The organism is Paenibacillus oryziterrae (assembly GCF_042610485.1).
Lineage (GTDB): Bacteria > Bacillota > Bacilli > Paenibacillales > Paenibacillaceae > Paenibacillus_AQ.
This window is the reverse complement of the sequence record NZ_JBGJZO010000026.1, coordinates 1-26,086: the sequence shown is the minus strand read 5'-3', so window position 1 is coordinate 26,086 and position 26,086 is coordinate 1. Positions and strand designations below refer to the sequence as shown.

At 48.0% G+C, this 26,086-nt stretch carries 28 protein-coding genes and 1 tRNA gene; 11 read left to right on the top strand and 18 right to left on the bottom strand.

What is annotated here, in order from left to right; translation table 11 throughout:
* Window position 1: 1 nt before the first annotated feature.
* Window positions 2-1,951 carry an LTA synthase family protein gene (locus ACAN55_RS20510; RefSeq protein WP_379137219.1) on the top strand — a complete coding sequence of 650 codons (1,950 nt, stop codon included), beginning with the start codon at window positions 2-4 and terminating at the stop codon, window positions 1,949-1,951.
* 58 nt (window positions 1,952-2,009) lie between these two features.
* Here ACAN55_RS20510 and ACAN55_RS20505 read toward each other — a convergent pair whose 3' ends face one another.
* The 9 genes from ACAN55_RS20505 to ACAN55_RS20465 all read right to left on the bottom strand — a co-directional run bounded on the left by ACAN55_RS20505 (window position 2,010) and on the right by ACAN55_RS20465 (window position 7,767).
* The gene (locus tag ACAN55_RS20505) at window positions 2,010-2,255 is read right to left on the bottom strand and encodes a YuzB family protein (RefSeq protein ID WP_379137216.1); all 246 of its coding nucleotides are present in this window, start codon (window positions 2,253-2,255) and stop codon (window positions 2,010-2,012) included.
* A 41-nt stretch (window positions 2,256-2,296) separates the two neighbouring features.
* Window positions 2,297-2,599 carry a HesB/IscA family protein gene (locus ACAN55_RS20500; protein WP_379137213.1) on the bottom strand — a complete coding sequence of 101 codons (303 nt, stop codon included), beginning with the start codon at window positions 2,597-2,599 and terminating at the stop codon, window positions 2,297-2,299.
* Between the two features lie 115 nt (window positions 2,600-2,714).
* Entirely contained in the window at window positions 2,715-2,978 is a 264-nt protein-coding gene (locus ACAN55_RS20495; protein ID WP_379137211.1) for a hypothetical protein, read from the bottom strand.
* 127 nt (window positions 2,979-3,105) lie between these two features.
* Window positions 3,106-4,317 (bottom strand): M14 family zinc carboxypeptidase, encoded by a 1,212-nt coding sequence (locus tag ACAN55_RS20490; protein ID WP_379137208.1) that lies wholly within the window; start codon window positions 4,315-4,317, stop codon window positions 3,106-3,108.
* A gap of 209 nt (window positions 4,318-4,526) precedes the next feature.
* A complete protein-coding gene (gene racE / locus ACAN55_RS20485) occupies window positions 4,527-5,333 on the bottom strand; it encodes a glutamate racemase (protein ID WP_379137205.1) in 807 nt (268 codons plus the stop codon).
* A 226-nt stretch (window positions 5,334-5,559) separates the two neighbouring features.
* Entirely contained in the window at window positions 5,560-6,009 is a 450-nt protein-coding gene (locus ACAN55_RS20480) for a YtxH domain-containing protein (protein WP_379137202.1), read from the bottom strand.
* 135 nt (window positions 6,010-6,144) lie between these two features.
* A complete protein-coding gene (locus ACAN55_RS20475) occupies window positions 6,145-6,741 on the bottom strand; it encodes a helix-turn-helix transcriptional regulator (RefSeq protein WP_379137313.1) in 597 nt (198 codons plus the stop codon).
* A gap of 76 nt (window positions 6,742-6,817) precedes the next feature.
* On the bottom strand, window positions 6,818-7,258 hold the full coding sequence (locus ACAN55_RS20470; RefSeq protein ID WP_379137199.1) for a DUF86 domain-containing protein: 441 nt from the start codon (window positions 7,256-7,258) through the stop codon (window positions 6,818-6,820).
* A 221-nt stretch (window positions 7,259-7,479) separates the two neighbouring features.
* The gene (locus ACAN55_RS20465; protein ID WP_379137197.1) at window positions 7,480-7,767 is read right to left on the bottom strand and encodes a Dabb family protein; all 288 of its coding nucleotides are present in this window, start codon (window positions 7,765-7,767) and stop codon (window positions 7,480-7,482) included.
* A 165-nt stretch (window positions 7,768-7,932) separates the two neighbouring features.
* Between ACAN55_RS20465 and ACAN55_RS20460 the strand changes: the two genes are divergently transcribed.
* Window positions 7,933-8,523, top strand: a complete 591-nt coding sequence (locus ACAN55_RS20460; RefSeq protein ID WP_379137195.1) for a helix-turn-helix domain-containing protein — start codon at window positions 7,933-7,935, stop codon at window positions 8,521-8,523.
* Between the two features lie 101 nt (window positions 8,524-8,624).
* Window positions 8,625-9,428, top strand: a complete 804-nt coding sequence (locus tag ACAN55_RS20455) for an MBL fold metallo-hydrolase (RefSeq protein ID WP_379137192.1) — start codon at window positions 8,625-8,627, stop codon at window positions 9,426-9,428.
* Window positions 9,429-9,535: 107 nt separating this feature from the next.
* Here ACAN55_RS20455 and ACAN55_RS20450 read toward each other — a convergent pair whose 3' ends face one another.
* From ACAN55_RS20450 to rpmG, 4 genes are all read right to left on the bottom strand, one after another.
* Window positions 9,536-10,165: a class I SAM-dependent methyltransferase gene (locus ACAN55_RS20450; protein WP_379137190.1), complete on the bottom strand. Its 630-nt coding sequence runs from the start codon at window positions 10,163-10,165 to the stop codon at window positions 9,536-9,538.
* Window positions 10,158-10,892: a GNAT family N-acetyltransferase gene (locus ACAN55_RS20445; RefSeq protein WP_489685781.1), complete on the bottom strand. Its 735-nt coding sequence runs from the start codon at window positions 10,890-10,892 to the stop codon at window positions 10,158-10,160. Before ACAN55_RS20445 ends, ACAN55_RS20450 begins: the two co-directional genes overlap by 8 nt.
* Before the next feature lie 295 nt (window positions 10,893-11,187).
* Window positions 11,188-12,396 (bottom strand): GTP-binding protein, encoded by a 1,209-nt coding sequence (locus ACAN55_RS20440; RefSeq protein WP_379137184.1) that lies wholly within the window; start codon window positions 12,394-12,396, stop codon window positions 11,188-11,190.
* A gap of 46 nt (window positions 12,397-12,442) precedes the next feature.
* Window positions 12,443-12,592 carry a 50S ribosomal protein L33 gene (gene rpmG / locus ACAN55_RS20435; protein ID WP_379137180.1) on the bottom strand — a complete coding sequence of 50 codons (150 nt, stop codon included), beginning with the start codon at window positions 12,590-12,592 and terminating at the stop codon, window positions 12,443-12,445.
* Between the two features lie 192 nt (window positions 12,593-12,784).
* On the opposite strand from rpmG, the gene ACAN55_RS20430 reads away from it, so the two are divergent.
* From ACAN55_RS20430 to ACAN55_RS20420, 3 genes are read left to right on the top strand one after another with little or no spacing between them, the layout of a single operon-like run.
* Complete coding sequence (locus ACAN55_RS20430; protein WP_379137176.1) at window positions 12,785-13,813, top strand: CobW family GTP-binding protein; 1,029 nt, start codon at window positions 12,785-12,787, stop codon at window positions 13,811-13,813.
* Entirely contained in the window at window positions 13,810-14,799 is a 990-nt protein-coding gene (locus ACAN55_RS20425; protein WP_379137173.1) for a permease, read from the top strand. Before ACAN55_RS20430 ends, ACAN55_RS20425 begins: the two co-directional genes overlap by 4 nt.
* Window positions 14,800-14,838: 39 nt before the next feature.
* Entirely contained in the window at window positions 14,839-15,708 is an 870-nt protein-coding gene (locus ACAN55_RS20420) for a TIGR03943 family putative permease subunit (protein WP_379137170.1), read from the top strand.
* A gap of 54 nt (window positions 15,709-15,762) precedes the next feature.
* Here the strand turns inward: ACAN55_RS20420 and ACAN55_RS20415 are convergent, their stop codons facing one another.
* Entirely contained in the window at window positions 15,763-19,248 is a 3,486-nt protein-coding gene (locus ACAN55_RS20415; RefSeq protein ID WP_379137167.1) for a PAS domain S-box protein, read from the bottom strand.
* Window positions 19,249-19,440: 192 nt separating this feature from the next.
* Window positions 19,441-20,400, bottom strand: coding sequence for a LacI family DNA-binding transcriptional regulator (locus ACAN55_RS20410; protein ID WP_379137164.1), 960 nt, complete (start codon window positions 20,398-20,400; stop codon window positions 19,441-19,443).
* 164 nt (window positions 20,401-20,564) lie between these two features.
* Between ACAN55_RS20410 and ACAN55_RS20405 the strand changes: the two genes are divergently transcribed.
* Together ACAN55_RS20405 and ACAN55_RS20400 are read left to right on the top strand one after the other, a co-directional pair.
* Window positions 20,565-21,074, top strand: a complete 510-nt coding sequence (locus ACAN55_RS20405; RefSeq protein WP_379137161.1) for a DUF5677 domain-containing protein — start codon at window positions 20,565-20,567, stop codon at window positions 21,072-21,074.
* Window positions 21,068-21,706 (top strand): HAD family hydrolase, encoded by a 639-nt coding sequence (locus ACAN55_RS20400; RefSeq protein ID WP_379137157.1) that lies wholly within the window; start codon window positions 21,068-21,070, stop codon window positions 21,704-21,706. The genes ACAN55_RS20405 and ACAN55_RS20400 overlap by 7 nt, the downstream gene beginning before the upstream one ends.
* Before the next feature lie 160 nt (window positions 21,707-21,866).
* Here the strand turns inward: ACAN55_RS20400 and ACAN55_RS20395 are convergent, their stop codons facing one another.
* The 3 genes from ACAN55_RS20395 to ACAN55_RS20385 all read right to left on the bottom strand — a co-directional run bounded on the left by ACAN55_RS20395 (window position 21,867) and on the right by ACAN55_RS20385 (window position 23,813).
* Window positions 21,867-22,622 carry an SDR family oxidoreductase gene (locus ACAN55_RS20395; RefSeq protein ID WP_379137154.1) on the bottom strand — a complete coding sequence of 252 codons (756 nt, stop codon included), beginning with the start codon at window positions 22,620-22,622 and terminating at the stop codon, window positions 21,867-21,869.
* A 304-nt stretch (window positions 22,623-22,926) separates the two neighbouring features.
* Window positions 22,927-23,010, bottom strand: a tRNA-Leu gene (locus ACAN55_RS20390).
* Window positions 23,011-23,084: 74 nt separating this feature from the next.
* Window positions 23,085-23,813 (bottom strand): hypothetical protein, encoded by a 729-nt coding sequence (locus tag ACAN55_RS20385; protein WP_379137151.1) that lies wholly within the window; start codon window positions 23,811-23,813, stop codon window positions 23,085-23,087.
* Window positions 23,814-24,019: 206 nt separating this feature from the next.
* On the opposite strand from ACAN55_RS20385, the gene ACAN55_RS20380 reads away from it, so the two are divergent.
* From ACAN55_RS20380 to ACAN55_RS20370, 3 genes are read left to right on the top strand one after another with little or no spacing between them, the layout of a single operon-like run.
* Window positions 24,020-24,388, top strand: a complete 369-nt coding sequence (locus tag ACAN55_RS20380; protein WP_379137148.1) for a GntR family transcriptional regulator — start codon at window positions 24,020-24,022, stop codon at window positions 24,386-24,388.
* Window positions 24,385-25,281: an ABC transporter ATP-binding protein gene (locus ACAN55_RS20375; protein WP_379137145.1), complete on the top strand. Its 897-nt coding sequence runs from the start codon at window positions 24,385-24,387 to the stop codon at window positions 25,279-25,281. The genes ACAN55_RS20380 and ACAN55_RS20375 overlap by 4 nt, the downstream gene beginning before the upstream one ends.
* Window positions 25,278-25,964 (top strand): hypothetical protein, encoded by a 687-nt coding sequence (locus ACAN55_RS20370; protein WP_379137142.1) that lies wholly within the window; start codon window positions 25,278-25,280, stop codon window positions 25,962-25,964. The genes ACAN55_RS20375 and ACAN55_RS20370 overlap by 4 nt, the downstream gene beginning before the upstream one ends.
* Window positions 25,965-26,086: the final 122 nt, after the last annotated feature.

The following is a 26,086-nucleotide window of genomic DNA, read 5'->3' as shown; positions in this document are numbered from 1 at the left end:
CTTGAAACGTTATATCGGATACTTCTTACTCATAACTGTGTTGCTGATGAAGCTGATTGAGCTCCACAGCGGACTTCATGCTCCGAATATCGACATGAACCGGATGGACATGCTGATCTCTATCGGCTCCCTTATGCTGCTCTCCTTCTGGAGTCTGTGGCTTCCCCGCAGGGGGCGCATCATTGCGCTCATCACACTGGACGTGCTGCTGACAGGACTAATCTATGCGGATATATTATACTACCGTTATTTTCAGGATTTCATCACTATTCCTGTTCTGTTCCAAGCAGGGCAGATGGATGCGCTCGGCGATAGTGTACTTGCCTTGATTCGTCCGGGCGACTTATGGCTGTTCGCGGACTGGCTGATTCTATTGTGTTATGGAATTATCCGCTTCATAAAACAGCGCCGGAACGCAGTATCACAATTATCAATTCCGGCTGGTCCTTATCAAGGGAAATCTCCCTCGAGCTCATACCGTTTATCAAGAACAAGAGGAGATCTTTCCTTACGCTGGCTGCGAAAAGCCGGACCCGGCGCCGCCGCACTGCTGCTCGGGATGGTCTTAACTTTCGGGCCTATCCATTCCTACGCCACCACTTGGGCGCGTGACTTATTCACCGGCAACTGGTGGAGCCTTGCCATGTACAACGTGACGGGACTTATCGGCTTTCATGCCTATGATGCCTACCAGTATTCCAAAGAGCATCTCGGCCCTCAACCTAGTCTACCGGCCGAGGAGAAAGCCTCTATGGAGCAATGGTTTGACCAGCACAGAAGTGAACAAGCTGAGCGGAATGACACCTTTGGTAAGTATAAGGGCAGCAATATCATCATTGTGCAGGCAGAAGCCTTTATGAACTTTATGGTGGGGCGATCGGTCAACGGCCAGGAGATAACGCCCAATCTGAATGCACTCCTCAAGGATAATCTATATTTCAGTAATTATTATCATCAGACCTCGCAGGGGCGTACCTCCGATGCGGACTTCACTTCGAACGGCTCGCTCTATCCTCTGGTTTCGGGCTCTGTATTTGTACGTTATCCTGATCATCAGTTTAATGTTCTGCCCGCTATACTGAAAGACAAGGGTTACAGCACCAATGCATTCCACGCCTACGAGAGCAGCTTTTGGAACCGGAAGCTGATGTATACGGCGATGGGGTATGACACCTTTTACAGTAAAAAGAATTTTATAATGGATGAACCGCTGGGCTGGTCGCTCGGAGACAAATCCTTTTTCCGCCAATCGCTATCCGTCATGGACGGCTTGAAGCCGCCATTTCACGCGTTTCTGACGACACTATCCAGCCATTATCCCTATTCTCTTCCGGAACCGGTACAGTCGCTGGATACGGGAGAATATGACGGTACCATCTTCGGTGATTATCTCAGTGCTATTCACTACACGGACGAGGCTGTAGGGCAACTGGTAGATGGACTTAAGGAAAAAGGATTGTGGGACAACAGCATTTTTGTTTTCTACGGTGACCATGATAATTCGATTACAGATATTGCTTATTACGAGCAGTTTCTTGGCAAAAGCCTGTCCGCTTACGAAATGCATGAGATCATGAACCAGGTGCCGCTGCTCATTCATCTTCCGGGCGAAACAGCCGGATTCAAAGACGATATGCCTGCCGGACAGTTGGACCTCACTCCCTCACTGCTTCATTTGCTGGGGATAACGGACGGTTATTATCACATGGGCAACAACCTGTTCAGCGGCAAGCAACGGCTGGTTACGCTTCGTACAGGGTCCTTCTCTGACAGCGAGCTGACCTATATTCCTGACCAGAACGGGCAATTTGAGAGCGGCGTCTGCTATTCCAGAGACGATGGGCTGCCGGTTGAAACGAAGCAGTGCCTGTCCGGTTACGAGGAAAGCCTAAAGCGGCTGCAAATCTCGGATGATATTATGAAATATGATGCGTTGCGTAAATTGAAGTAGAAAAAGGTTCAAAAAAGCGCCCTGCGGAACGAATCTCCGCAAAGCGCTTATTCTAATCTTATTGCTGAGACTGAACTGCAGGCTGCTTGACGAAGGCTTCCGCCTTCTTCAGCACCTCATCCTCAGTTGGTGCGCTGATATACCGACCGTTAATATACACAAACGGCCGTTTGCCGCAGGGACCGCAATACGAGATACATCCCGTCTTGATCTCAGCGTCAGGCGCCATCTTGCGCAGCTTCGGCACGAAAGTCTTCATCTTGATATGATTGCATTCGTCACATATTCTTATATCGTTAGCCATGGAGCAACCCTTCTTTATGTCCTTGGATTCCGGTCGTAAGCTTAATGATCGCCGTGATTCCCTTTTGACGGATTAGTAATAACGAAACCTTCCTGCGGGAAATACAGATAATCGATCTTCACGCCGTCCAGCAAAGGCTGGTTCGGATCCAAGATTACATCGATTTCCTTATCGGTGGAGACCACAACATCGTTCTCCTTAGGCGTGTCCAAATCAAGACCATAGTGGGCGTGGTCGCCGTGAGCATGTGTAATCGCTACGCGCAGCTTCAACTCACTGTTTCCTTCAAGCTCCATTTGTTTCTTTATCACTTTAGCCGCATTGCGGGTAATTTTGACGTTCATGTCCAGTCCATCTCCCGACACTTATTATTTAAAAGCTCAATAATTTATTTTAAAGGAAAGTGGCCGGGAAAAGCAACTCTTTTACTCAATTTCTACCCGCATCTCCAGACTACGTTCAGACCGGTCTTCCATTGTTGATCTTCAAAACTGGATATTTACGTTCCATTCTGGAGACAAACCAGCCGGTGAGCAGCATCGTCACACCAATATCATCAATGGGAAGGAGCGGTAAAACATCAGGCAACACCCAATATAAAATTACCGGAATGGTGAACAACAGCTTGTCCCCAACAGCAACCTGGGGAGAAAGAATGTAGTGCCATGAGTGACGGAAGATATCGGCCCATTGCTTCAATGATAGGATTCGTTTCAGTTTCATTGTGACCCTCCTTCTTGAGTAAGGGTAACCCTTAATCATGTAAAAAGGGTACAGCCGCGAAAGACGTGTATGAGACGACTGCGGCCATGCCCTCTGATACATATTACGCATGATTGCTGAAATTGTTTCAATTTTCTTTCACACTTGAGAGAATTGAGGCAAGTATAAGTCCGGTATCCAGTGCCATATCTTCAAAATCCCCAAGTGGCAATGGATTCTTGCCTATGCCCAGTTCTACGGTAAAACCCGGTTTGCCGAATTTCATGATAAACCAATCTTTATATCCGGCATCACTGCCCGTCAGCTTGACTGCCCGGTATCCGCTGGCGGAAGCCAATTTATCGGCTAAGTCAGCGCTTTCTGGCGGTTCGTAACCGCGGTAATTCCAATAGATCTCTGCGCCTTGGCTATGCAGTGAAACAGCAGCATCACCAGGAATCTCTTCCGCCAGCGCAGCAAGTGCAGCCGCTTCCGGCTCGCTGAGCGGGTAAGTACCGCCATAATCACGCGGCGCCGGGCCCGGCACTCCGCGGCGTTCCCTCTCGTCTTCCCAATGTGCAGGGAATTGGTCCCCCAGGTCGACTCCCCGAATGTTGGCTTTCCAGTGACGGAACCCCCTCCGCCCGCCATTCCACTTGATCAGATCTCCATAAAAAGGATGATCCGGCAGAGCCCCTACCTGAACAAGCTCCACACCATCCGGATTCGCCATAGGTACAGCCCATATCGTCCAATTTCGATACCATTCCTCCGGGTGATGACCGTTCCATGGCCGCCCTTTCGCGTAGGCAGCGGCATAATCTTCGATAAAGGCCATCAGGCAGGGGGTGGTGAGCCATTCATTCGCATGCAGAGCAGCATTCACATGCAGATGCCGGGAACCGGTGCCGAACTTGATTAATTGCAACGGCTTGCCGAGTACACTTTGGCCGATAGTTCTTATCTCAATCCATGGATATTTTTCTTTAAGCATCCGAATATCTTTATCCACATCAGTTGGCCCATATTCCCCCCGCAAGCATACCAGCCGTTCAGGTTGTGATGCAGGAATCACCAATATCTTACCCGGATAACAACGGCCCGAAGTTACTCCGGGATTCAGTTTCTCCAGTTCTGAAACATCCGTTCCGAATATTGCTGCTACTGCTTCCGGTGTATCTCCTTCCTGCATGGCATACCGCCTGCGCGGAGCCGAAGGCAGAAATAGAATTTGTCCCGGATATAGATAAGCCTGCTTCACCACCCACGGGTTACCCTGAATGATATGCTCCGGCGTCAAACCATGTGAAGCGGCAATGCGGCTGATGGTGTCTCCCCTGCTTGTGATATACTGCTTCATCCCTTCATCCCCCCAGCTGTGAAATGCCGCGATTACTCAGGAACGGCTATTTATCTAAGTGTATGCTGAGTGCGCGACTCTTAGCAGATTCTGTAGCGTATCTTCACAAAATAAGAGACTGCCAGGTGTCCATAAAAGGACAGTTCGGCAGTCTCTTATTTTGTGATCCTATAGGGAGTTGTCCCAACCTGAAACTGGCGGATTTTCGCTTATAACGACGATACTTGCCACACTACAGGGGTACGTTTGATTTGTTCACCCAGCCAGTCGCGCGCGATTTTCTGAAACATTTCCGCATCCCCGCTGCAAAAGAATTGATGGATCGGACTATCATTGCCGCTGGCCAGTTTTCCTTTATCGTACAATATGGTGCTGATTTCTCTTGCCGTCTCATCCGCTGAACTAATCAGCTTCACGCGGTTGCCCATCACCTGCCCGATTGAGGTCATAAGGAAGGGATAATGCGTGCATCCAAGAATCAGAGTGTCAATATTATCATTCTTAATGCCTTCCAGCGATTGTTCCACGACCTGGTAGCTTTCCGCTGAACGGAACATGCCTTGCTCTACTAGCGGGACAAGCTTAGGACACGCCTGACTGACGACCTGTACGAATGGAGACAACTGCTGCAGTGCGGTAGTATAAGCTCCGCTGTTGATGGTTCCGACAGTACCGATCACTCCGACCTGTCCGCTTTTAGTTGCACTGATTGCTGCACGTGCACCGGGGTGAATCACACCAATCACCGGGATGGACACCTTAGCAGAAATATAGTCGAGTGCTGCCGCTGTTGCCGTATTGCAGGCAATAACTATCATTTTAGGATTGAATTGAATGAGATAATCTACAATTTGCTCCGTGAACCTTTTTACTTCCTCGGTGGAACGTGGTCCGTAGGGCGCGCGGGCGGTGTCTCCAAAATAAATAATCTTCTCCCGCGGGAGCTGTCTCATTATTTCTTTGACAACAGTCAGCCCTCCAACACCTGAGTCTAGTATTGCAATAGCTTGCTGCACGAACACACCGCTTCCTTCTACTTGTTTTTTGTAGCTTATGTAAGGTGGAAACAAAGTGTACCTGGCTTTGTGCCCCAATTGCAGATAATACTCCTATTTCTCATTTTGTTCAAGACAAGTCTTCTGCAAAATAATAGTACCGTCCTTCGCCGGAAGCGAAGAGCGGTACTATATAGGCATCATTATGGATGGCAGGAATACGATTGCTGCACGCTTTGGCTGCTGCTTACCCGATATTAATCTTGCCTGACTCATCTTGTACGTCTGCGGTAGTCACTTCCTCAAGCTCTATATCCGATACAGCCGCTGGAGCGATCTCCTGATCAGTATCCGCAAGCTCGATGGCAACTTCATTATCTAACTCAGAAACGGCATCTTCTGTCTCGGCTACAGCAAAACCGCTGACCTCAACAACCTCTTCTTCGTCCAAGCCCAGGTGCTGTTTGCCCCACTCACGGACTTGAATAACAACTTCTTTAGTCTTATCGATAATCTCTGCGCCTTTGTCACCAGCCTGGCCGGCAACCTCCTGCACTTTCTCAAGCGTTGCTGCTGTTCCATCCGCGATATCCTTACGGAGTTCTTTGCCCGCTTTTGGAGCGAACAGCAGCGCTGTCACCGTACCTACAACGCTTCCAGCGATAACGCCCCACAATAAACTTTTATTGCTTTTCATTTAACATCTCTCCTTATTATTCACTTTGCAGCATCTGCAGGCCGGAACATCCGGGCGAATGCCTATATCTGCTTCTATCATAAGCGGAGAGCCCTCGTCCTGTGACAGCAAAGGAGATCGTTTCAAGTGAAAATTTTACTTGGGCACTATCGAATACCGGCAGCATCTCGCACCTTCAGCCATACATTCACTGCGTGATACCGTCGCATCGAGGAGCTCCTCAAACAAACTTTGCTCACATTGACAAGCCTTACGGTATTGTCCAGCCACCTGCCGGATGGGGCAGTTGTACTCTCTTATTTCATAGGAACCATCTTCTTCCCGGGTCCATTCTGCCATATACCCTCCGGCATTCTGGATCGAAGATAATTCAGCTACCCGTTCCTCCAGGCTACGATCCTCCATCATGGGCGCATACTGGGCGAACATCCGGCGGCGGCGGCCTTCAAACAGTACATTAACCGCCTCGACCCCGCTCCCGTGATCCAGTTCACGCAGCAGTTCCAGTGCCAAGTTGTGATAATTTTTCGGGAAATAGTCCTCAGCCAGGTCCGTCAGTGAATATACATGCAGGGGTCTGCCCATCGCCTGGCGTACGACTTTGGTCTTAGCAATTCCTTCCTGCTCAAGCTGCAGCACATGGCGCCGTACGCCCATTTCCGTAATATCCAGTTCTTCTGCAAGTGCGCCGATTGTGAGCGGTCCTTTCGTCTTCAGGAGCTTCATAATCATCCGCCTTGTCGAACCGTTTTCTTGCCCCTTTTTCACCTCAAGGACCTCCCTTCTATTATGTAACTTATAAAAAAACTTATTGGAGTATGCCGGTGCCCAGTTCCTTATCGAGATATTTCCTGACTTCAGCTGCAAAGCGCTCCAGAACCTCCGGAAGTGCTAGAGTTAATGGATGCAGCTGACTGCGGTCCCAGATGTAATATTCTTGAACCAGCGGCTTGCGTAGCGCGACCAGCTCAATCAATTTATCCAGAAGTTCGCTGTCGTTAAATACATCTTCCTGATGAATAATCGAAATAATATCCTCATAGCTCCCTGCATCACGCATAATAAACCCGTCGATTAGACAGCTGCCGATATCCGTGACAACTTCTATCGCGAGATGCAGACTGCGCTCCTGCACCAGCCCCATTATTGTGCCGCCGTCCCAATTCCCCGCAGCTGAATGCAGGCCTGTAATAATACCGGGAATTTGGTCCAGAATACGTTCGATTTGTTTCCGGTTCACATAATACACAGCACTACCTCCAAAAGGGTTAGAATCTTATTTTACTGTAAAGCGTGCACTGCTTATTTCCCGCGTTTGCCCCTCTTCTTGAGCCAGAAGAACATAATGACACAGGCAGCAAGAAAAACAACCAGATACGTTAACGCTTCCATCGGATACTCCAGCTCGCGCATACCCGTCACCGCTCTCCCGTTAGTTTAACAATCATCCTTGAGCCCATGTGCAAACTTCTATAGCTCGTAGTCGACAGCAATAGAAACGTCTTTGACCTCATTAATATGGACAATAACCTCTTTATGGGCCGGGTGAACCTGATAAGCCTGCAAATCTTCCAGGGAAGCCACCTCAGTTACCAATGCAATATCAAAGGAACGCTCAGAGTGTATAATATCTGTACCGACTTCGATCGAAAGCAGCTGAGGAATTTTACCTTCCATATTCCGCAGAACGGCCACGGTTGCAGCTACGCTTTCAGGTGAACGGTCCTTCAGTTTGAAGAATACGATATGCTTGATCATGCGACTAATCGCTCCCTGTCTGTTGTGTATTTATAAATTAAAATATAACATAACCCTATCCGTTCCGAAAGAAGCCCGGGATGTCTTCATACGAGTTACAAGATTATCCATTGCACCACCTTGGTAAAGTATTGTAAAATTTTTATTAAAAAATCGGAGGATAATATGCCTAGAAACCAACCAGAACCGCATAAAATACAGGCTTGGGCCAAGATAAACCGTAAATATCTAGGCCAGGGGGTCCGTGTCAAACGGTTCCGCCGTCCCCAGCGCAGTCAAATCCGCAATCGGGTGCTGCTTGCCATACTGATGGCTAAAGATATCAAACTCTCACAGTTTGCCGAAGATTTGTCCGTTTCATCACGCAGTGTTAGTGCCTGGGTATACGAGGGTCGCATCCCTTCCAGGAATAATATAGATAAAGCCTGCCGCCTGCTCGGTTATCCCGCCCATATTCTGTTCAATGAAACGGTTATCCGGCAAAGTCCTATTCTGTGCCAGCCGGATCCTTCCCGCTTTATGAAAAGGGCCCTGTCCCATTCACCTAAACGTAATGTAATTTTGACGGGACTCTGTATGGTCTATGATCTGTCCGTAACGGATGTCAGCCGTTGGATTGGCATTCATCCCGGGACATTCCGCAAATGGCTGCACTATGGCCACCTCCCTGCTTTGTCCTTTCAGGACAAAGCTTCGCAGTTTTTCCGGATTTCACCCAGCATCTTATTTGCCGATTGCGACCCGGACAACCGATAAAGCAGATTTATTGTGCCGCTCTCCACTAATTTTCCTTCCGGCAGGAAATGATAAAGTAAGCCGTATAACGCTACCGGGCTGAAATGAAGAGGAGGAACACAATGAATCATGCAAATATGCTGTCTTCCGGTATGACTGATCTTTGGGAGATTGCTCCAGATGTTGCGGGACTTCGTACGATGTTTGTAAATATTGCCTATGTCGGAGAGCCGTCATCTGATTGGATACTGGTGGACACGGGACTTGGCAAGTTCGCAAGAAGCATCAGGGATGTTGCCCGGGAACGGTTTGGCAAACCACCGGCAGCCATTATCCTTACACATGGGCACTTTGATCATATCGGTACTGTTAAAGAGCTGGTAGAAGAATGGAATGTACCTGTCTATGCGCATCCCCTCGAGCTTCCTTACCTTAATGGACAGCAAGATTATCCGGAGGCTGACCCTTCTGTAGGCGGAGGGCTTCTGGCTATGGTATCCTCCATGTATCCGAACAAAGGTATCGATCTGGGATCTGCAATAAAGCCGCTTCCTCAGGATGGAAGTGTCCCCGGTGCAAAGGGCTGGCAATGGGTGCATACGCCTGGACATAGCCCGGGGCATATCTCACTTTTCCGGCCTTCCGACAAAATACTACTTGCAGGCGATGCCTTTATAACGGTTAAACAGGAATCTGTTTTTGCTGTTCTCATGCAGCAGCAGGAGGTTCACGGTCCGCCCACATATTTCACAACAGACTGGGAAGAAGCTGAGCAGTCGGTACGCAAGCTGGCTCTGCTGGATCCCCAGATTGCACTTACTGGACACGGCCAGCCGATGAAAGCTCCTGAGCTGTCGGTACAACTGGCACATGTGTGCAAGAATTTCCAGGAGATCGCTGTTCCGGAGCAAGGCAAGTTTGTGTAGATCGTCCAATTAGGAAACAATATGCCGCCGCGTTCAATGAGCGGCATTTTTGCTGTTCCTGCGGCCAAGTTCACTTGTGATGGCTCAATAAAAGGTATATTTTCCGTTCATTTAGCCTTCCGCGCAATCAGATATCTCAATATGTATTGATGGGTACCACCCTCGGGACTATGCAACGTCTCTGCACATGAACCCGACTCCAGTATTTCCGTTCCGGCAAAGTGCACCTTTAAATCTTCCTCACTGAAAAAGTGGGCGAATTTCTCTTTTTTATATTCAAAGGTTCCCGGTTCCAGCTCTTTACCACAGCCATTGTTCAAATCCTCATCGGAGAAACAGGTGAAGTACAGCAGTCCGCCCGGCTGTAACAGCTTCAGGCAGTTCGCCACAAGCTTGTGCCGGTCTTGCTCCAGAAACAGATGCAGCACATCATAACAATACACTGCCCCCACCTGCGGTACACCCGGACAATATTCCAAAGCCGACCCTGCAATAAAACGAGTATCCAGGTCCCACTTTCCCGCTATCTCAAGAGCTTCCCGGCTTAATTCAATTCCATAGGTGTCGAACTCTCCGGAGAACACCTTAGTATTCCTGCCATAACCCGCTCCAAGCACAAGCACCGAACTCACATTATGCCGCCGGAACCAGTCACTCGCCTCATAAGCAGTAGGGCTGGGTTCGCTCCCCCAAATCATACCTTCCTCTGCAAACCGCCGGTTCCAGTATTTAGACATACTTATTCTTCACTCGGTACCAATATTGATAGATTTCCTTAAAGCCCAGCTTGTCATACAACGCCGAAGCTCCACGATTAGCCTGAACCACCTGTAAAAAGGAATCGGTCGCCCCGCGGTTTTTGCCCCAACCCAGCAGTCCCAACAGCATCTGTTCAGCCATTCCCTGGCGGCGCTGTGAGGGAGCCGTTATAATATCGTATAACCCTATGTACCCATGCTGGATAACCCCAAGCCCACAAGATGCCGGAACACCCTCATTACGCAATATAGCGAATCCTTGAAGCAAATTTGAAGACTGGAGCATCCTCCGAAGCGTATTCTGTTGTTCCAATGACAACCCGCCCAGTTCGGCAAAAACATCCAGCCACTCTTCGCTCAGCTCATCCCCGACTGTAATGGAATACCTGTGATCCGCAACTGCCAGGTTGTCCAGATTACGCACCCTTACAGATGAAGGCTCTACGATCCCATAACCCCTGTCAGCAAGGAATTCATCCAATTCAATCGGCTGCACATAAGGTGTAATTTTGAATACCGGCTTCAGTCCGGCATCCAGATAATATCGTTCGGCCCGCTCAATTCTCCCCGCAATCTCGTCAATTGACGCCTGTGCTCCATACAACGGATTTACCGAGTTGGCCCGTTTGGTATAACCGGATGATGTACGCAGTACCCATCCCTCCATAAGAACACTTTGCTCTGCAGGCCAGGTATTCAATGTTATCTCTTCAATAGACTTGTACAGTTGACCCCGCTCCTCTCACGAACGTTTATTACGCATGGCGTTCAGCAGCTTCAATTCTTCCCCTCCTCACAGCCTCATCCCCCATTCCTGTGGAAAAATATCATTTATTCTATAATAATCCACATGTGGATTTTAGCATAGAACGAAGAAACGGCCTCATCTCCTTTTGAATAGTGGAGATTCAGCCGTTCCTCAAACCTTACCCTTTATTCTCTTACACGTTATCTACGTGTTTAGCAGATCACACTAAGATTGATGTGACCGACAAAGCACATTATTGCACCAATTCCTCAAGCTGATCCTCATCCACCCAGGGAAGCGGATTGTCAAAAACATTCCAGTCCTGCATCATTTCCTCATCCGTGAGCAGGCAGACTTCCAGTGCTGCCTCTATTCCGGAACGGTCCATTCCAATCCCGATAAACACGACCTCATTCATCCGGTCTCCCCACTGTCCATCCCACTTCTCATTCATATCCGGCTCATTCTCCAGAACCTCAAGCTGCTGCTCCCGTGGTAATGAAGCCAGCCAATACCCCGCGGGGCCGAACTGAATGGAGGGTCCGGCCTGGCTTAATGACGCTGCCAGATCACCCCGGGCTGCCAGCCAGACCAGGCCTTTGGCGCGCACGACCGCTTCCGGCCAATGGTCAAAGAAATCACTTAATCTCTGCGGATGAAACGGTCTTCTGCGGCGAAATACAAATGATCCAATACCGTACTCCTCCGTTTCCGGTGAATGCTCTTCTTTCTCCAGCTCCGCTATCCAGCCTGAGGACATACTGGTCTTATCGAAATCAAATAATCCTGTGTTGAGAATAAGCTTTGGATCAACTACGCCTTTAACCGTCCGTATAATCTTCGCTGCTGGCTGCAGCTTACGCAGCACCGCTTCCAGCTTGTCCAGCGCCTTCTCCTCTACCAGGTCGCATTTATTGAGCAGCAATACATCACAGGTCTCAATCTGGTCAATCAGCAGATCTACAATATCTCTGTAGTCTCCTTCTCCCGCTGTCTGATTGCGGTCCAAAAGGCTGTCTCCCGAAGCAAAATCATGCCAGAATCGGTTGGCATCTACAACAGTCACCATAGTGTCCAGCTGGGCCAACATGGATAAATCAATGTCCAGTTCAGGATTCGCATACGTAAAGGTCTGCGCTACCGGAACCGGCTCACTGATACCTGAGGATTCGATCAGAATATAATCGAACCGTCCCTCCGCTGCCAGCTTCTGCACTTCAACGATTAAATCATCACGCAATGTGCAGCAGATACACCCATTGGACATTTCCACCAGCTTCTCTTCCGTACGGGACAAGGTATTCCCCGACTTCACGAGATTGGCATCCACATTCACTTCGCTCATGTCATTAACGATCACGGCGACCTTTAATCCGTCGCGGTTCTGCAGAATGTGGTTAAGCAAAGTAGTTTTGCCTGAGCCCAGATATCCGCTAAGCACGGTTACGGGAATTTTTTTCATATATTCAACTCCTGATATTATTATTGGCTTCAGAATGGTTTTATGTTTAACGGGTCTCTCGGTGCAACGTCATTCTCTTCAAGCGGGGGCTATACTTCTTCAGTTCCATGCGTCCCGGCTGGTTCTTCTTGTTCTTCGTTGTGGTGTAATTCCGGTCCCCGGTTTCCGTGCAGGCTAAAGTAACGATTACTCTCATCCACATTCATCTCCTATATCTTATTCGTAATTATTACGATTTACACATTCTACATGTTACCCCTCACTGATGTCAACCTCCGATCTTGAAACTGTTCATTTGTATGGATTTTGGTCTTTCCAGGGGACAAACCACGTATAGATGGAATTAATAGAAATGGCTGTATGCCAAGTTGGAAGGGGAGTGTGAACGATGAGAACTCCGGTAATTATTCTTAGCGGTTTCTTGGGAAGCGGAAAAACAACTCTGCTGCTGGCTCTTCTGCGTGAAAGCTATGCGCGGGGACTCAATCCCGGCGTGATCATGAACGAGCTGGGGAAACGCGATGTGGATGGATATATCCTGCAGGAGCATACCGGAACACGAGTAGAGAAGCTGCTGGATGGATGTGTATGCTGTAACCGCAAGGAGGATTTGGCAGACAGCCTATCCACTCTACTCGGACGCCGGCCGGATGCGATATACATCGAGCTTACCGGTGTTGCCGACCCCGAGGAGATTGTATCCATGCTGGAGGGAACACATCTGCGGGAGCGGCTGGAGCTGCAATCCCTTATGACCATCCTCGACGCTGAAAATATTCTGGAATACAACAGCCGTTTGTCTGCCGATAAACAGCTGGTACGAACACTTCGCAGACAGATATCTTCTGCCGATTTGATTGTTGTTAATAAAAGTGATCTGGTTGAGCCGGAGACTTTGTGGAAGATTGAGAAGGTCGTCCATAAATATAATACAGAGGCTGAAATTGTATTTACCCACTACAGTCAGATCAATCTGGCACCGCTTCTTGCCGGGATTACTCCAAGGGAGAATCATAGTCTCTCCCCTCAGCGGGCTCCGTTTACCTTTAAAGGCGCCTCGCTGCAAAAGGCACATTCCGGGCGCAGCAGCGCAGCCGTTCAAGAAGTGCCTGAAGAACAGCATGCTTCCTTTTCCCAAGTGGCTGCCGTTACCTTAACTTATCCTCAGCCTGGAACAGGGCTGCCAACAAAGGATCAACTGGAGCACTTCTTTGTGCAGTGGGATGAAAGTCTGCTGCGGGCTAAAGGGCATGTACGGCTGGCAGGACAGGAGGCGGTTGAGTTAGTCCAATATGCGGGTCAACGCACAACCTGGGAAGCTTCGCATTATCCTGGGCAGCCGTACGTGGTATTTATTGGACTCAATCTGGACGAGGTTAAGCTGGCTGCGGGCTGGGCCGCTTTATTCACGCCTTGAGGTCGTATTCACTTTCCAGAATCTTGCCTCTGCTGCTACCTTCGGCACTCCTTGTTATCCTGTGCAACCTATGGCTTCCGAAACTTACATCACTTCCTGGCAATGCTCATATCGGCTTATTCAAAACGGCTTTTATGGGCATATTGCTGGAAGCTCTGCCGTTTGTGCTTGCAGGGTCATTGCTCTCTTCACTACTTCAGGTGTTCGTTCCGGATGAAGTGATTTCGCGCTGGATTCCTCGACGTCCGATACCGGCGATTCTCTTCGCCTGCCTGCTCGGCATTATTTTTCCCGTCTGCGAATGTGGGATGATTCCGCTCGTCCGCCGGCTGATCCATAAAGGGATGCCCGTGTATGTCGCTATTGTGTTTATATTATCCGGACCGATTCTGAATCCCGTCGTATATGGGGCAACAATCACCGCATTCCGCAGTCATCCCGATTTAGCCTATGCCCGGATGGTGCTGGCGTTTGCCGTTGCCTGTACTATCGGAATAATCATATGGACTACCGTGAAGAAGACACCACTGCGCCACTCCATGCTGCGTGAAGCCGGGGAGTCTCAGCACAAGGAGACGCGGGGAGGAAAGCTGGTTGCAGTATGGGTGCACACCTCGGATGAATTTTTTGAAATGGGCAAATACCTGATCATCGGCTGTCTTCTAACCTCCGGAATTCAGACCTTTATGGTCCGGGAGAGCCTCACCGCCATTGGGTCACAACCGCTGGGGTCCTATTTGTTCATGATGGGGCTTGCGTTCGTGCTTTCACTCTGCTCCACCTCAGATGCCTTTGTCGCCTCTACCTTTCTGCACACTTTTCCGGAAGGATCTCTGCTGGCCTTTATGGTGCTGGGTCCGATGCTCGATTTCAAAAACGCTCTGATGCTGCTCTCCCTGTTCAAAACCAAGTTCGCGTTGTATCTCTTTTTCCTGATTATTGCGGGTGTATTTATCGGCGCCACTGCGATGTCTGGTTGGCTGTAATCATGCGGAAAATCCAAAAAGTTCATCGGAGGGTTTCAAATGAATGATGTGCGGAGCATTCGGCTGCATTACGGAGTCAGGGCAATCCTTCTGCTGACCTTCGCTTTATATATCGGTTATCTTGTACAACAGGGTACCCTCCACTATTACGTGGCACCCAAGCTGGCCCGTTGGGTCCGTTTGTGCCCAGTTCCTCTGGTCCTGATGTCTGTGAGTCTGGCCGTTCAGGTCTTGTTCGGCAGTAACAGCAACATATGCGATTGCGGGCACAAGCTTCCCAGATCAGGGTTCCGGATTGCGGCCTTGTACAGCTTGTTCCTCTTTCCGCTGCTGCTGGGCTTCCTGCTGCCTGACCGTGCATTGGATAGTATAGCCGCAGCCCGTAAAGGAATCGCGTTTACTTTTACATCATATGAAGGACGACCTGGTGTAACCCTCGAGTCATCCAGTCCAAATGATCAAGAATATGCTGAGTTAGCCCGGATTCTATACAAACAACCCGTGATCAATGTTTATCCTGAGCTGTACGCTGAGATATTCGGAGCGATTGACCGTTATAAATCAAACTTCGCGGGTAAAGAAATTATCGTAACCGGGTTTTTATATCCTGACGTAACGGGACGCAGTGCTGAGAATTTTGCCGTGAGCCGGTTTCTAGTGCAATGCTGCACTGCCGATGCCACGCCCCTGGGAATTATAGTTGACCCTGGCACACAAATAAGCCTGCCCACGGATACCTGGATAGAGGTCCGGGGCAAGCTTCAAATTGCACGACATAACGATCAACAGATTATGCAGATTGCTGCGGATTCAGTTATACCGGTCCCTCAGCCTTCCACACCATATATTTACACCCATTCGGACTCCATTGCAGCATGGATAGAATTGCAGGAACTGAACGCACGATAAGCATCCATTTCATCTTTGCCCGATCCAAGGATTAGCATGAATCACCCGATTCGGTTATCCCCGAAGGCGAAGCGACCATTTTTTCAGCACACGGTCGAGCTCTTTCACCTGAATCGGTTTGGAGATAAAGTCCTGCATCCCGGCCTTCAGGCACAATGTCCTATCGTCTTTCCGAGCGAAGGCGGTAGCCGCTATAATGACCGGGAACACCCCCTGCTTCTCCCTGATTAAACCTGTGGCCTCGATACCATCCATCACTGGCATCTGGATATCCATAAAGACAAGATCATAGGGCCGGGAGAGCACAGCCTGCACTGCTTCCTCACCATTGTGCACCATATCCGCGTTATAGCCTCTACGCTTCAAATAGGCGTGCAGTAATTGGCGATTAACCCCATGATCTTCAGCAATGAGGATTGACAACGGTCCAAATTCTCCATCATCTGAATGATTTACACTTACCTCTTCGGCAGGAACGCTGGATTTCGCATCTTGGACTTCCAGCCCTTGCCCCAGATAAATTCCCAATTTGTGCTCCTCAGCAAGATAGGCGCGAATGGTGAAATAGAACTCCGAACCCTCACCTTCAATGCTTTGAACACCAATCGTGCCGCCCAAGAGCTCCGCCAACTTTTTGCTGATGGCAAGTCCCAGGCCCGTTCCCCCGTACTTACGATTAATCGATGGGTGCAACTGGGAGAAGGATTGAAAGAGCATGCCTTGGCTCTCAAGAGGAATGCCGATCCCGGTATCTTTTACGGTAAATTGCACGACAAGTTCTTCTGATTGGAGAGGTGTCAGCGCTTTGACCGTGATCACGATCTGGCCCTCTTCCGTGAATTTCACCGCATTGCCTACGAGATTTACCATGATCTGCCGCAGTCTGGCCTCATCCGTTACGATAACTCCCGGAAGATCCCGATCAACCTCAAGGCTCAGCGTAATTTCTTTCTCTTTCACCTTCGGATAAAAAATATCGTTAACTCCTCGCAGCAAATCATTTAAATCGACCAACTGCATATCGAGTGTCATCATGCCAGCCTCAATTTTGCTGAAATCCAGCACTTCATTCAGAATATGAAGAAGCTCTTCTCCGCTTTTATTAATAATCTGTGTATAATACCGCTGCTCTTCATTAAGCTCCGTTCCAAGAAGCAGATCCGCCATGCCAATGATGCCGTTCATCGGAGTACGCAGCTCGTGGCTCATAATCGCCAGAAACTCAGATTTAGCCTTGTCTGCCTGTTCCGCTGATTCTTTTGCACGGACGATGGCCTTCTCTTCGGTAATATCTCGGAAGACAACTACCGTCCCTTTTCGTTCCCCATTGTCGTATAGAGGGGTTAACCTATAACGGGTAAGAAAGCTTGAACCGTCCTGCCGCCAGAACACTCCTTCCCGTTCTTCGTAAGAGATATAATCCGGGAATGGAGATACCCAGCCTCTTACACCGCCTGAATACGGGTCATTGTCCAGCCATGTCTGCTGAATGGTATGAAGTCTGCTGCCTGCTGCCCATTCTCCCGGATCATAACCCAGCATAACCTCTGCAGCCGGGTTGATAAATACAGTGTTACCTTCCAGATTCATACCAAAGATGCCTTCGGATACCGAATTAAGGATTAATGCATGCTCATAGCTTAGCTTCTCGATCTGATCCATATGACGCTTACGCTCGGTAATATCACTGATAATGCCAAAGACGCCTACAACCTCTTTGTTCACCATAATCGGAACATAGATTACGCTGACTTCCACCAAATGGCCATCGCGGTGAATCAGACTGCTCTCGAAGATTTGAGCCGCGCCGCCTGCAGCCTGCTTGAACCGTTCTTTGGCATATTCTACTACTTCCGGATAAATGGTTTCATCATAACCGGACAGCAGCAGAGCCTCAGCAGAATAGCCGGTCAAATGCCTGAGACTCGCGTTAACCGATTGAATGCGCCCCTCTAGATCCATAGCGCTGATCCCGGAAGGATTAAACTCGAATAGTGATTTATAACGATTCTGGCTCTCCTGGAGCCGCATTTCAACCTGCTTGCGCTCAGCAATGTCACGGGTAACGCAGATGATCTCCCGCCCCTCGCCATCACCTGTGCAGATATATCGTAATGTCGACTCTGCCCAAACGTAGGAGCCATCCTTGCACAAGTATCGGAACACAATCGGTTCAACTCTTGGTTTATCTGCAGAGCTCTGTAAGTACGCACGCACGATTGGGGCATCTTCGGGATGCACATAATCCATTCCTTTAGTCCCCACTAATTCTTCCGGAGTATATCCGAACATAGAGTAACAAATGGGTGAAGCGTATAGAAAAGTGGCATCCTCATCCGCTGCATTACGGGAAATGAAATCCAGTGAATTCTCAGAGATTAAGCGGTATTTCCGTTCGCTTTCGCGTAGTTGCTCCTCCATCCGGTATTGATCAGTCACGTCCTGAACAACTCCGCTAATCTGTACGGTATGTCCTGCTTCATTCCGGACCGCTTCCCAGTAAGCTTGTACACACTTAATAGTTCCTCCAGTTGCCTTGATGCGGAACACTACATGTCCATTGACACCGTTCACCAGCGAGTGGCGGATCACATGAAGAACGCCTTCCAGATCCTCTGGCAGTATAAAAGCTTGAAGCAGCTCAGGCGTATAGGCCGAGTAGCTGGTATTCGCTGCTGAAATACCGAATATCTGCCTCATTTCCTTAGAGATCGATAACCGCTTATTCACGGTATCCCATTCCCAGGAGCCTATCTGTGCAAGTTTCTGAGCTTTAGCCAGCATTTCTTCATATTTCTTCCGTTCCGTAATATCGCGGGCAATGGCGAGTACTTGCTCTACTTCACCTTCTTTATTGCGGATCACTTGAAAGGAAGACTCTATCCATATATAATGCCCACTCTTATGTTTAGCACGGCGTGTGTATACATCACCATCCGAATAATCCGTTCCCCGCTTCTTCATTTCAAAGGCATCATCCGGATGATAGAACTCCGGCCGTTTCTTGCCTATCATTTCATGAGGCGTATACCCTAAAATCTCCTCAACGGATGGAGACACATATTGCAGAGTACCTTCTGCATCCCCAAATGAGATCATATCCGGAGTGTTCCGGGTAATCAGTTCAAATAATTGACGATGCTCTTCAACCTTCTGTTCCGCAAGTTTCTGATCAGTTATTTCGGACATTTCTACAATTAAATGGAGCGGCTTCTGAGAAGAAGATTCGTCAAGAATGAGAAATATATGTAGGGAGACCCAAATAACTCTACCATCCTTGCGAATGAATCTTTTTTCGGTATGAACCGCCTCTTCGTGAGATTGCATTAAGTCATTCATGATCAATCCATGATCTATTGACAGCGTATCTTCCGGGGATATTATGTCACTGTACCGTATATTTAAAAGTTCTGATTCTTCATATCCCAGAATTCTGCAAAATGCAGGATTCATTTGAAGTAGTGACCCGTCTTTCGTAGAGACTTCCGCAAAGCCAATCGAAGATTGCTTATACAGGTGTTGATAGATAGTTACTGACATAGGCAGAGCCTCCTCTTAAAAAGATAGGGGACAAAGATTATTAACAGTATACCTTCTTTTATTCAAATAATCTTTATATAAAAGACACCGGAAACTCCCCTGATTCGGTAATCAAACGACATTCCAGAATCAGGGGCCAAGATCCGTGGAGGAACAGATTAATAGCTACATCGGATAACTTCGTTACAGACTCTACACCGTTAAACGTTCGATTAAATGAATTGGAATCTCCTCATGTGTATGATCCCCTTCCAATACTCGTAGAAAGGCTCTTCTTCCGATCTCTACCAAAGGGATTTCAAACGTCGTAATATGCATTACTTTCGCAATCGGCTGGTTATCAAACCCTACAATAGCCAACTGATCCGGAACAACGATGTTATGATCCTTACAGAACGCTAATATACCCGCCGCCACTTGATCGCTGGTAACTAGTAGCGCAGTCGGGGGATTCTGCATCTGAAGTATCCGCTGCATAATCCATTCTCCGTCTTCCAGATGTACGCAATCATAGAAGAAATAATCCGGATTGTAGGTTTCGTTCAACCGGCTATAGAAATCATGGTAAGCGGCTGCTCTTTGTCTGCTGTTCGGACTGGACGAACGGGCCAGACAGTAGCCGATTTTATTATGACCTTTGCTTCTTAGATAGGATAACGCTTGCGAGAAATTCTGATAATGGTCAATGAATATGGAGGAGACACTACGGCCGCGGCCATCTTCCAATACAACAATAGGACCAAACTGCACATACTCCTCAACGATATCCCAACTGATAGTCTTGGAACAAATAATCAGCGCGTCAATCTGCTTGAGCTTCAGCATCATCAGCGCATCCATCTCCCGTTCGACCTCATACCCCGTCTGGATAAACACCAGCTTATAATTATCTTTGATCGCCTCTTCAGCGATTCCTTCTACGACCATTCCGTAATAAGGCCTACGTATCGAGGGGACGACGACACCGATCAAATTCGTCTTCCCTTTACTCAAATGAACCGCGTTGATGTTACGTTCATAATCAGCCATTTCCATGGCTCTCTTAACCGCTTCCTTCTTCACCGAACTCACGTAAGGATGGCCGTTAATAACCCGGGACACTGTTGTTACCGACACGCCAGCTAACCTGGCAATATCCTTGATATTCGCCATAATGTCACCCTTCTCTTTAGAACGTACATCGAACCGAGATTCATTTATTTAAGCATAAACCTTAGTTTTTTTCAAAAACAAATAAAAGATTTGACATGAAAGGCGTTTCATAAATTACAGTGGTTCTGCCGGAAAACCGGAAGACTGAGTAGGGGGAGAGGGGTATGTACGATCTTGAGATCGCCGCGGAAATGAATTACTGTCATCGCAAAGCACTGGAGCTTTATGAGGATTGGGCCCGTCGGATGGATCAGTATCTGATGGAAGAACAACCGCACAATCTTTTGTCCCACGTAACGGTGTACCTGATCACGAAGTTTCATAAGTCTATGCTTGCCCTGCGCTTAATACTGGTGTCCGGCTTCGTTGATGAGGCATACGTGATCCTTCGCATGATGGAGGAATATTCAGTGACCCTGCAGTGGATACGGAAAGACCCGGAAGAACGGGCTGCCCGGTTTGCGGAAGACCCTCTTCTATTGCACAACCATGACGGACAGCCCATAGACATCACCTGTGAAGCGAACATAACAGATTGGTTTCATCCACATTTAAGAATGGAGGCTGGAGAGCTAATTCTTCCGGCGGGCCCTGCCCCCTTTAACGCCAATGATATGTTATCTAAAGCGTGTCAGTTGGCTGCACTAATGCTAAAGGAGAGATTTATATGTTGAAATGCATCATCTTCGATTTGGACGGTACGATTGGAAATACACTCCCGCTCTGTATTGCTGCACTGAAACAATCGATTGAGCCATTAGCCGGCAGATTGTTCACCGACGAAGAGATCCGTGCTACCTTCGGACCTTCTGAAGAGGGAATCATGGAAGCCTTAATCCCTGAATACCGCGAGGAGGGAATGCATAATTACCTGTTACATTATCAAAATCTGCATACGATGTGCGTTGCTCCCTTTGCCGGGATGACAGAAATCTTCGATTATATCAAAACCCGTAACATTCAAATGGCTCTCGTAACCGGCAAAGGAGCGCAGGGTACAGTCATTACACTGTCCACATTTGGGATTCACAGCTATTTTGATCATATTGAGACAGGATCGCCCCAAGGCTCCCGTAAAGTAGAAGGAATACAGAATGTGCTCCGGCAATTGGGTCTCGCTCCTGAGGAATGCATCTATGTCGGAGATTCGCCAAGCGATATTATTGAATCCCGTGAAGTCAGGGTCCCCGTAGTAGCCGCCGCGTGGGCAGAGACTACTCAGATTGAAGAGCTTACTGCCCTGAAGCCGGGTTGGCTCTTTAAGAATACTCAGGAATTTATGCAGTTCATAAAGCAGGCTGTCTAATACGAATCGATAACAGACTCCATTCGCCGCACGCAAAAAAAGAGCCGTCATCCCTTCCATCCAAGTCATTTCTACTTGGCGGAAAGATAACGGCTCTATCTGGAATATTCAGTTTCAGCGAATTCAACGATCACCGTCACTGTTATTCCTTATTCCTGGCTTATTTCGTCACAAAGGTGGCGAGCCACTCTCCAAAACGGGTAGTTGCGATGCGGGCGTTGCCCTGAACTGGAACAAGTGAGTCTTCGCTCAGCTCTGCACCGAAATAACCGGTGTCCGCATCCGCGATCACCTGCCGTGGATCCTGATTAGCACTCAAGAATTGTCTGACAAATTCGTCAAGGCGCAGACGTTCCGGACCTGCCAGATCTGATATGCCGTTCGCAGGCACGCCAAGTGTATAGTCAACCAGTGCAGCAGAAACATCTTCTGCAAGGATTGGCTGTACCCAAGCGGATGGCAGGCGTACGGTCTGGCCTTCTGTAGCTGTATAAGCAATGCCTCCTGCAAACTCGAAGAACTGTGTCGCACGAACGATGGTATAAGGAACACCCGACTCCTGAATCAGCTCTTCCTGAGCCATCTTCGCCCGGAAATAACCGCTTTGAAGCAAGCGGTCGGTGCCAACAACTGAAAGTGCGATATGGTGTTCCACTCCTGCCGCTGCTTCAGCGGCCAGAAGATTTCGTGTGGATGTAGTGAAGAACTCCATAACATCATTGTCCTCAAACGAAGGCGAATTCGTCACATCAACAACCACCTGAGCTCCGCTGAGCGCTTCAGCCAGTCCCACACCTGTGACTGCATTAATCCCTCTCGAAGGTGAAGCTGCAACCACTTCATGGCCAAGAACAAGCAGCTTGTTCACCAATTTTGTTCCGATAAGTCCAGTTCCGCCGAAAACTACAATTTTCATGATTATCCTCCTCAGATTAGGTCTACTTACAGTTAGACAAGGAAGAGTATTCTTTTGTGACACAAAAAGCTGAAACTAACAAGCTCATGCGGATATCAGCAGCATAGGTTTAAATGTTAAACACAACAAAAGAGGTTCCTTGTCGGCTTTACGCCAACCAAGGAACCTCTTTTGTTAAGCAGGNAAAAGCTGAAACTAACAAGCTCATGCGGATATCAGCAGCATAGGTTTAAATGTTAAACACAACAAAAGAGGTTCCTTGTCGGCTTTACGCCAACCAAGGAACCTCTTTTGTTAAGCAGGATGCGGTCGAGAGGACTCGAACCTCCACGATATTGCTACCACACGGACCTGAACCGTGCGCGTCTGCCAATTCCGCCACGACCGCACATTATGTATCACAGCGATATAATCACTGTATATAAGATAATACTCCTTTGCAGAAAGAAATGCAAGCTAATATTATTTTTCTTTATATAATCTGAATGCAATATAAGCTAATCCGGCAGCAGCTATACTACCTATAAGAATCCAGACTAATAAGGAATTCGATTCTCTTTCCTCTATAATCAATCCACCGTTCCTATTCTGTAATTTATTTATCTCGTACTCCGATTTAATTTGTATACCGATCTCCTTGAGCGAATGAACCTCATTCTTTTTCAAATCCGAATAGATTCTGTCCTTGATGGATACCAAACTGTCTTTACCATCAGTAAGGGCAGTTAAGCGAAATGATTCATCACACACGAGAAAACTACGGCTGGGATCCTTGAAATTTGTCCGCCCCTCCTTAATATCTTGTTCGAGTGTCAGATCGCTTGAAATACTGGAGACCTTCCATATCCCCTCTTGTTGTTCTGCAATTACAATCCCTGCAGATTTCGAACCCGCTATTATCGGAAAGATATATCCTGCGAAAGAAAACATTTCTGCACTCTTATCATCAAGGAAAGCTTTAGAGACCACATAATAGGCATAACCCTCCCCAAGCACTGAACCAACTGCAGTATCCTGTTCTGACAGTCCGTAATTTTCTCTATCTGCATTCAGTGCGCCTTTATACTTTTCAAAATCTGCCTCTACCTGTCTTCTAATATCCTGCGGCACTTCATCTTCTGCATAAATAACCGGGGATAATAAAATCAGTGTAAGTATTACAGTAATTATAACAACAAGTGATTTACTCAATCTTTATTCCCCCTTCAACGTACAACTCATGGATACGGCGCTCAGATCTTACGGGATAAGTCCGGTTTCCATATCCTCCCAATATAACCTAATCGAAATCTTCTGTAAAATATGCAATCAATAAATTTATTGGGCTTGACATTCAAGTCATTCACTTGTATGGTTAATTACACAAGTAACTAACCAATGAACAGGCGGTGAAAATATTGGCTTTGCTAATCGATGACAACCGCCCGATATTCGTACAAATCGCCGAACGGATTGAGAACGATATTATCGAAGGCGTGCTTCCGGAGGAATCGCAGGTTCCCTCCACGAACCAGTTCGCCGCCTTCTACCAGATCAATCCTGCTACCGCAGCCAAGGGTGTTAACCTCCTTGTAGATCAAGGCATTTTGTACAAGAAAAGAGGGATCGGTATGTTCGTGGCAACAGGTGTGAAGGAGAAGCTGATGGATAAGCGCAGAGAACAATTTTACGAGCAATATATTGTAACCATGGTGCGCGAGGCAGATAAGCTCGGCATCACGACCGAGCAGTTGTCGGAAATGATCCGGAGAGGGGAATCGCGATGAGTACAGTTGTAGAAATCAGCAATTTGACTAAGACTTACGGGAAATTCAAAGCAGTGGATAACGTCAGTTTTACGATTGAGCAGAACCAGATCTACGGCCTACTGGGCAGAAACGGCGCCGGTAAAACATCGATCATGCATATGATTACGGCCCAGCTCTTTCCGTCGAGCGGACAATTAAAGGTGTTTGGGGAAGAGCCATACGAGAACAACCGCGTGCTCAATCAAATTTGCTTCATCAAGGAAAGCCAGCGGTACCCTGACAATTTCCGGATCATGGATGTATTGAATGTAGCAAGTCTGTTATTTCCCCATTGGGATGAAGCGTACGCCCAGTCTCTGCTACAGGATTTCCGCCTTCCGGTAGACCGTAGAATGAAAAAGCTCTCCAGAGGGATGTTATCTTCCGTCGGAATTGTCGTCGGCCTCGCCAGCCGGGCGCCGCTTACAATATTCGATGAGCCGTATGTAGGCTTAGATGCAGTATCCCGGGGCTTGTTCTATGACCGGCTCCTTGAGGATTATGCAGAGAACCCGCGCACGATTATTTTATCGACGCATTTGATTGACGAGGTCAGCAGACTGCTCGAGCATGTAATCGTCATTGACCAGGGCAAGCTGATTATCGATGAAGATGCGGAGACTCTGCGCGGCAGAGCCCAAACCGTTGTAGGAGCAGCTGCGAAAGTTGATTCTTTTGTATCCGGCAGACAGGTGATCCACCGTGAACCGCTTGGAGGACTACTCTCGGCAACCATTATGGGAAATATGTCTTCCGCAGACTTCAAGCAAGCAGCCGAATTAGGACTTGAATTCTCACCAGTTTCGCTGCAGCAGATGATCGTACACCTGACGAACGGAAAATGGGACAGAAAGGCGGAGAACACACTATGAACCGGATCGCCGGCGTCATGAGGACGCAGCTTCAAGACCGATTGGGATGGATTTTTTTACCGTGGATCATTATGCTCAGCAGCTTTGCTATTAACTGGATTCTAGGGTACACCATGCAGGAAGAACAATTTTATACCGGAGGCTTAGCCTCCATCTATGTCTACATGCTGGTTCTTGGGGTTATGAGTGTGATCCAGAGCTTTCCTTTCGTAATTGGCTTTGGGGTCCGAAGAAAAGATTATTTCTGGGGAACATTGGCTACGATTACCTCTATGAGCGCCGTATTCGCTGTACTGCTTTGGGTGCTGGGTTATGTAGAAAGTGAGCTCACCGGAGGCTGGGGAGCGCATGTACACTTTTTCCATCTGCCTTATATCGGTGACGGTTCTGCCATAGCACAGATCTGGGTAAGTTTCTCCTTGCTGATTCACTTCTTTTTCCTTGGCTTTATCATTTCCTGCATTCACCGGAGGTTCGGAAGAGCTGGAACGTTCACCTTATTAACAGCTATACCATTGATCTTAACGGTCACCCTTGTCCTTATTAATTACTACAAACTCTGGAGTGATCTAGGGGACTGGTTCTCAGGTGTTAATTCAGTCGAATTAGCCACCGGATTATTCGGACTCAGCCTGATCTATTCCCTCCTCTCTTACCTTCTGCTGCGCAGATCAACGGTTTAATTCAAACTATTCAATTAAAATACTCGGCTGCTTCTTCTGAAGTGCACCCCTTAGAATAGACATTGGAAAAACCCCTGGGTAAATCCGATGTAATTCCAAGGGGTGCATTTTTTATGCCAGCA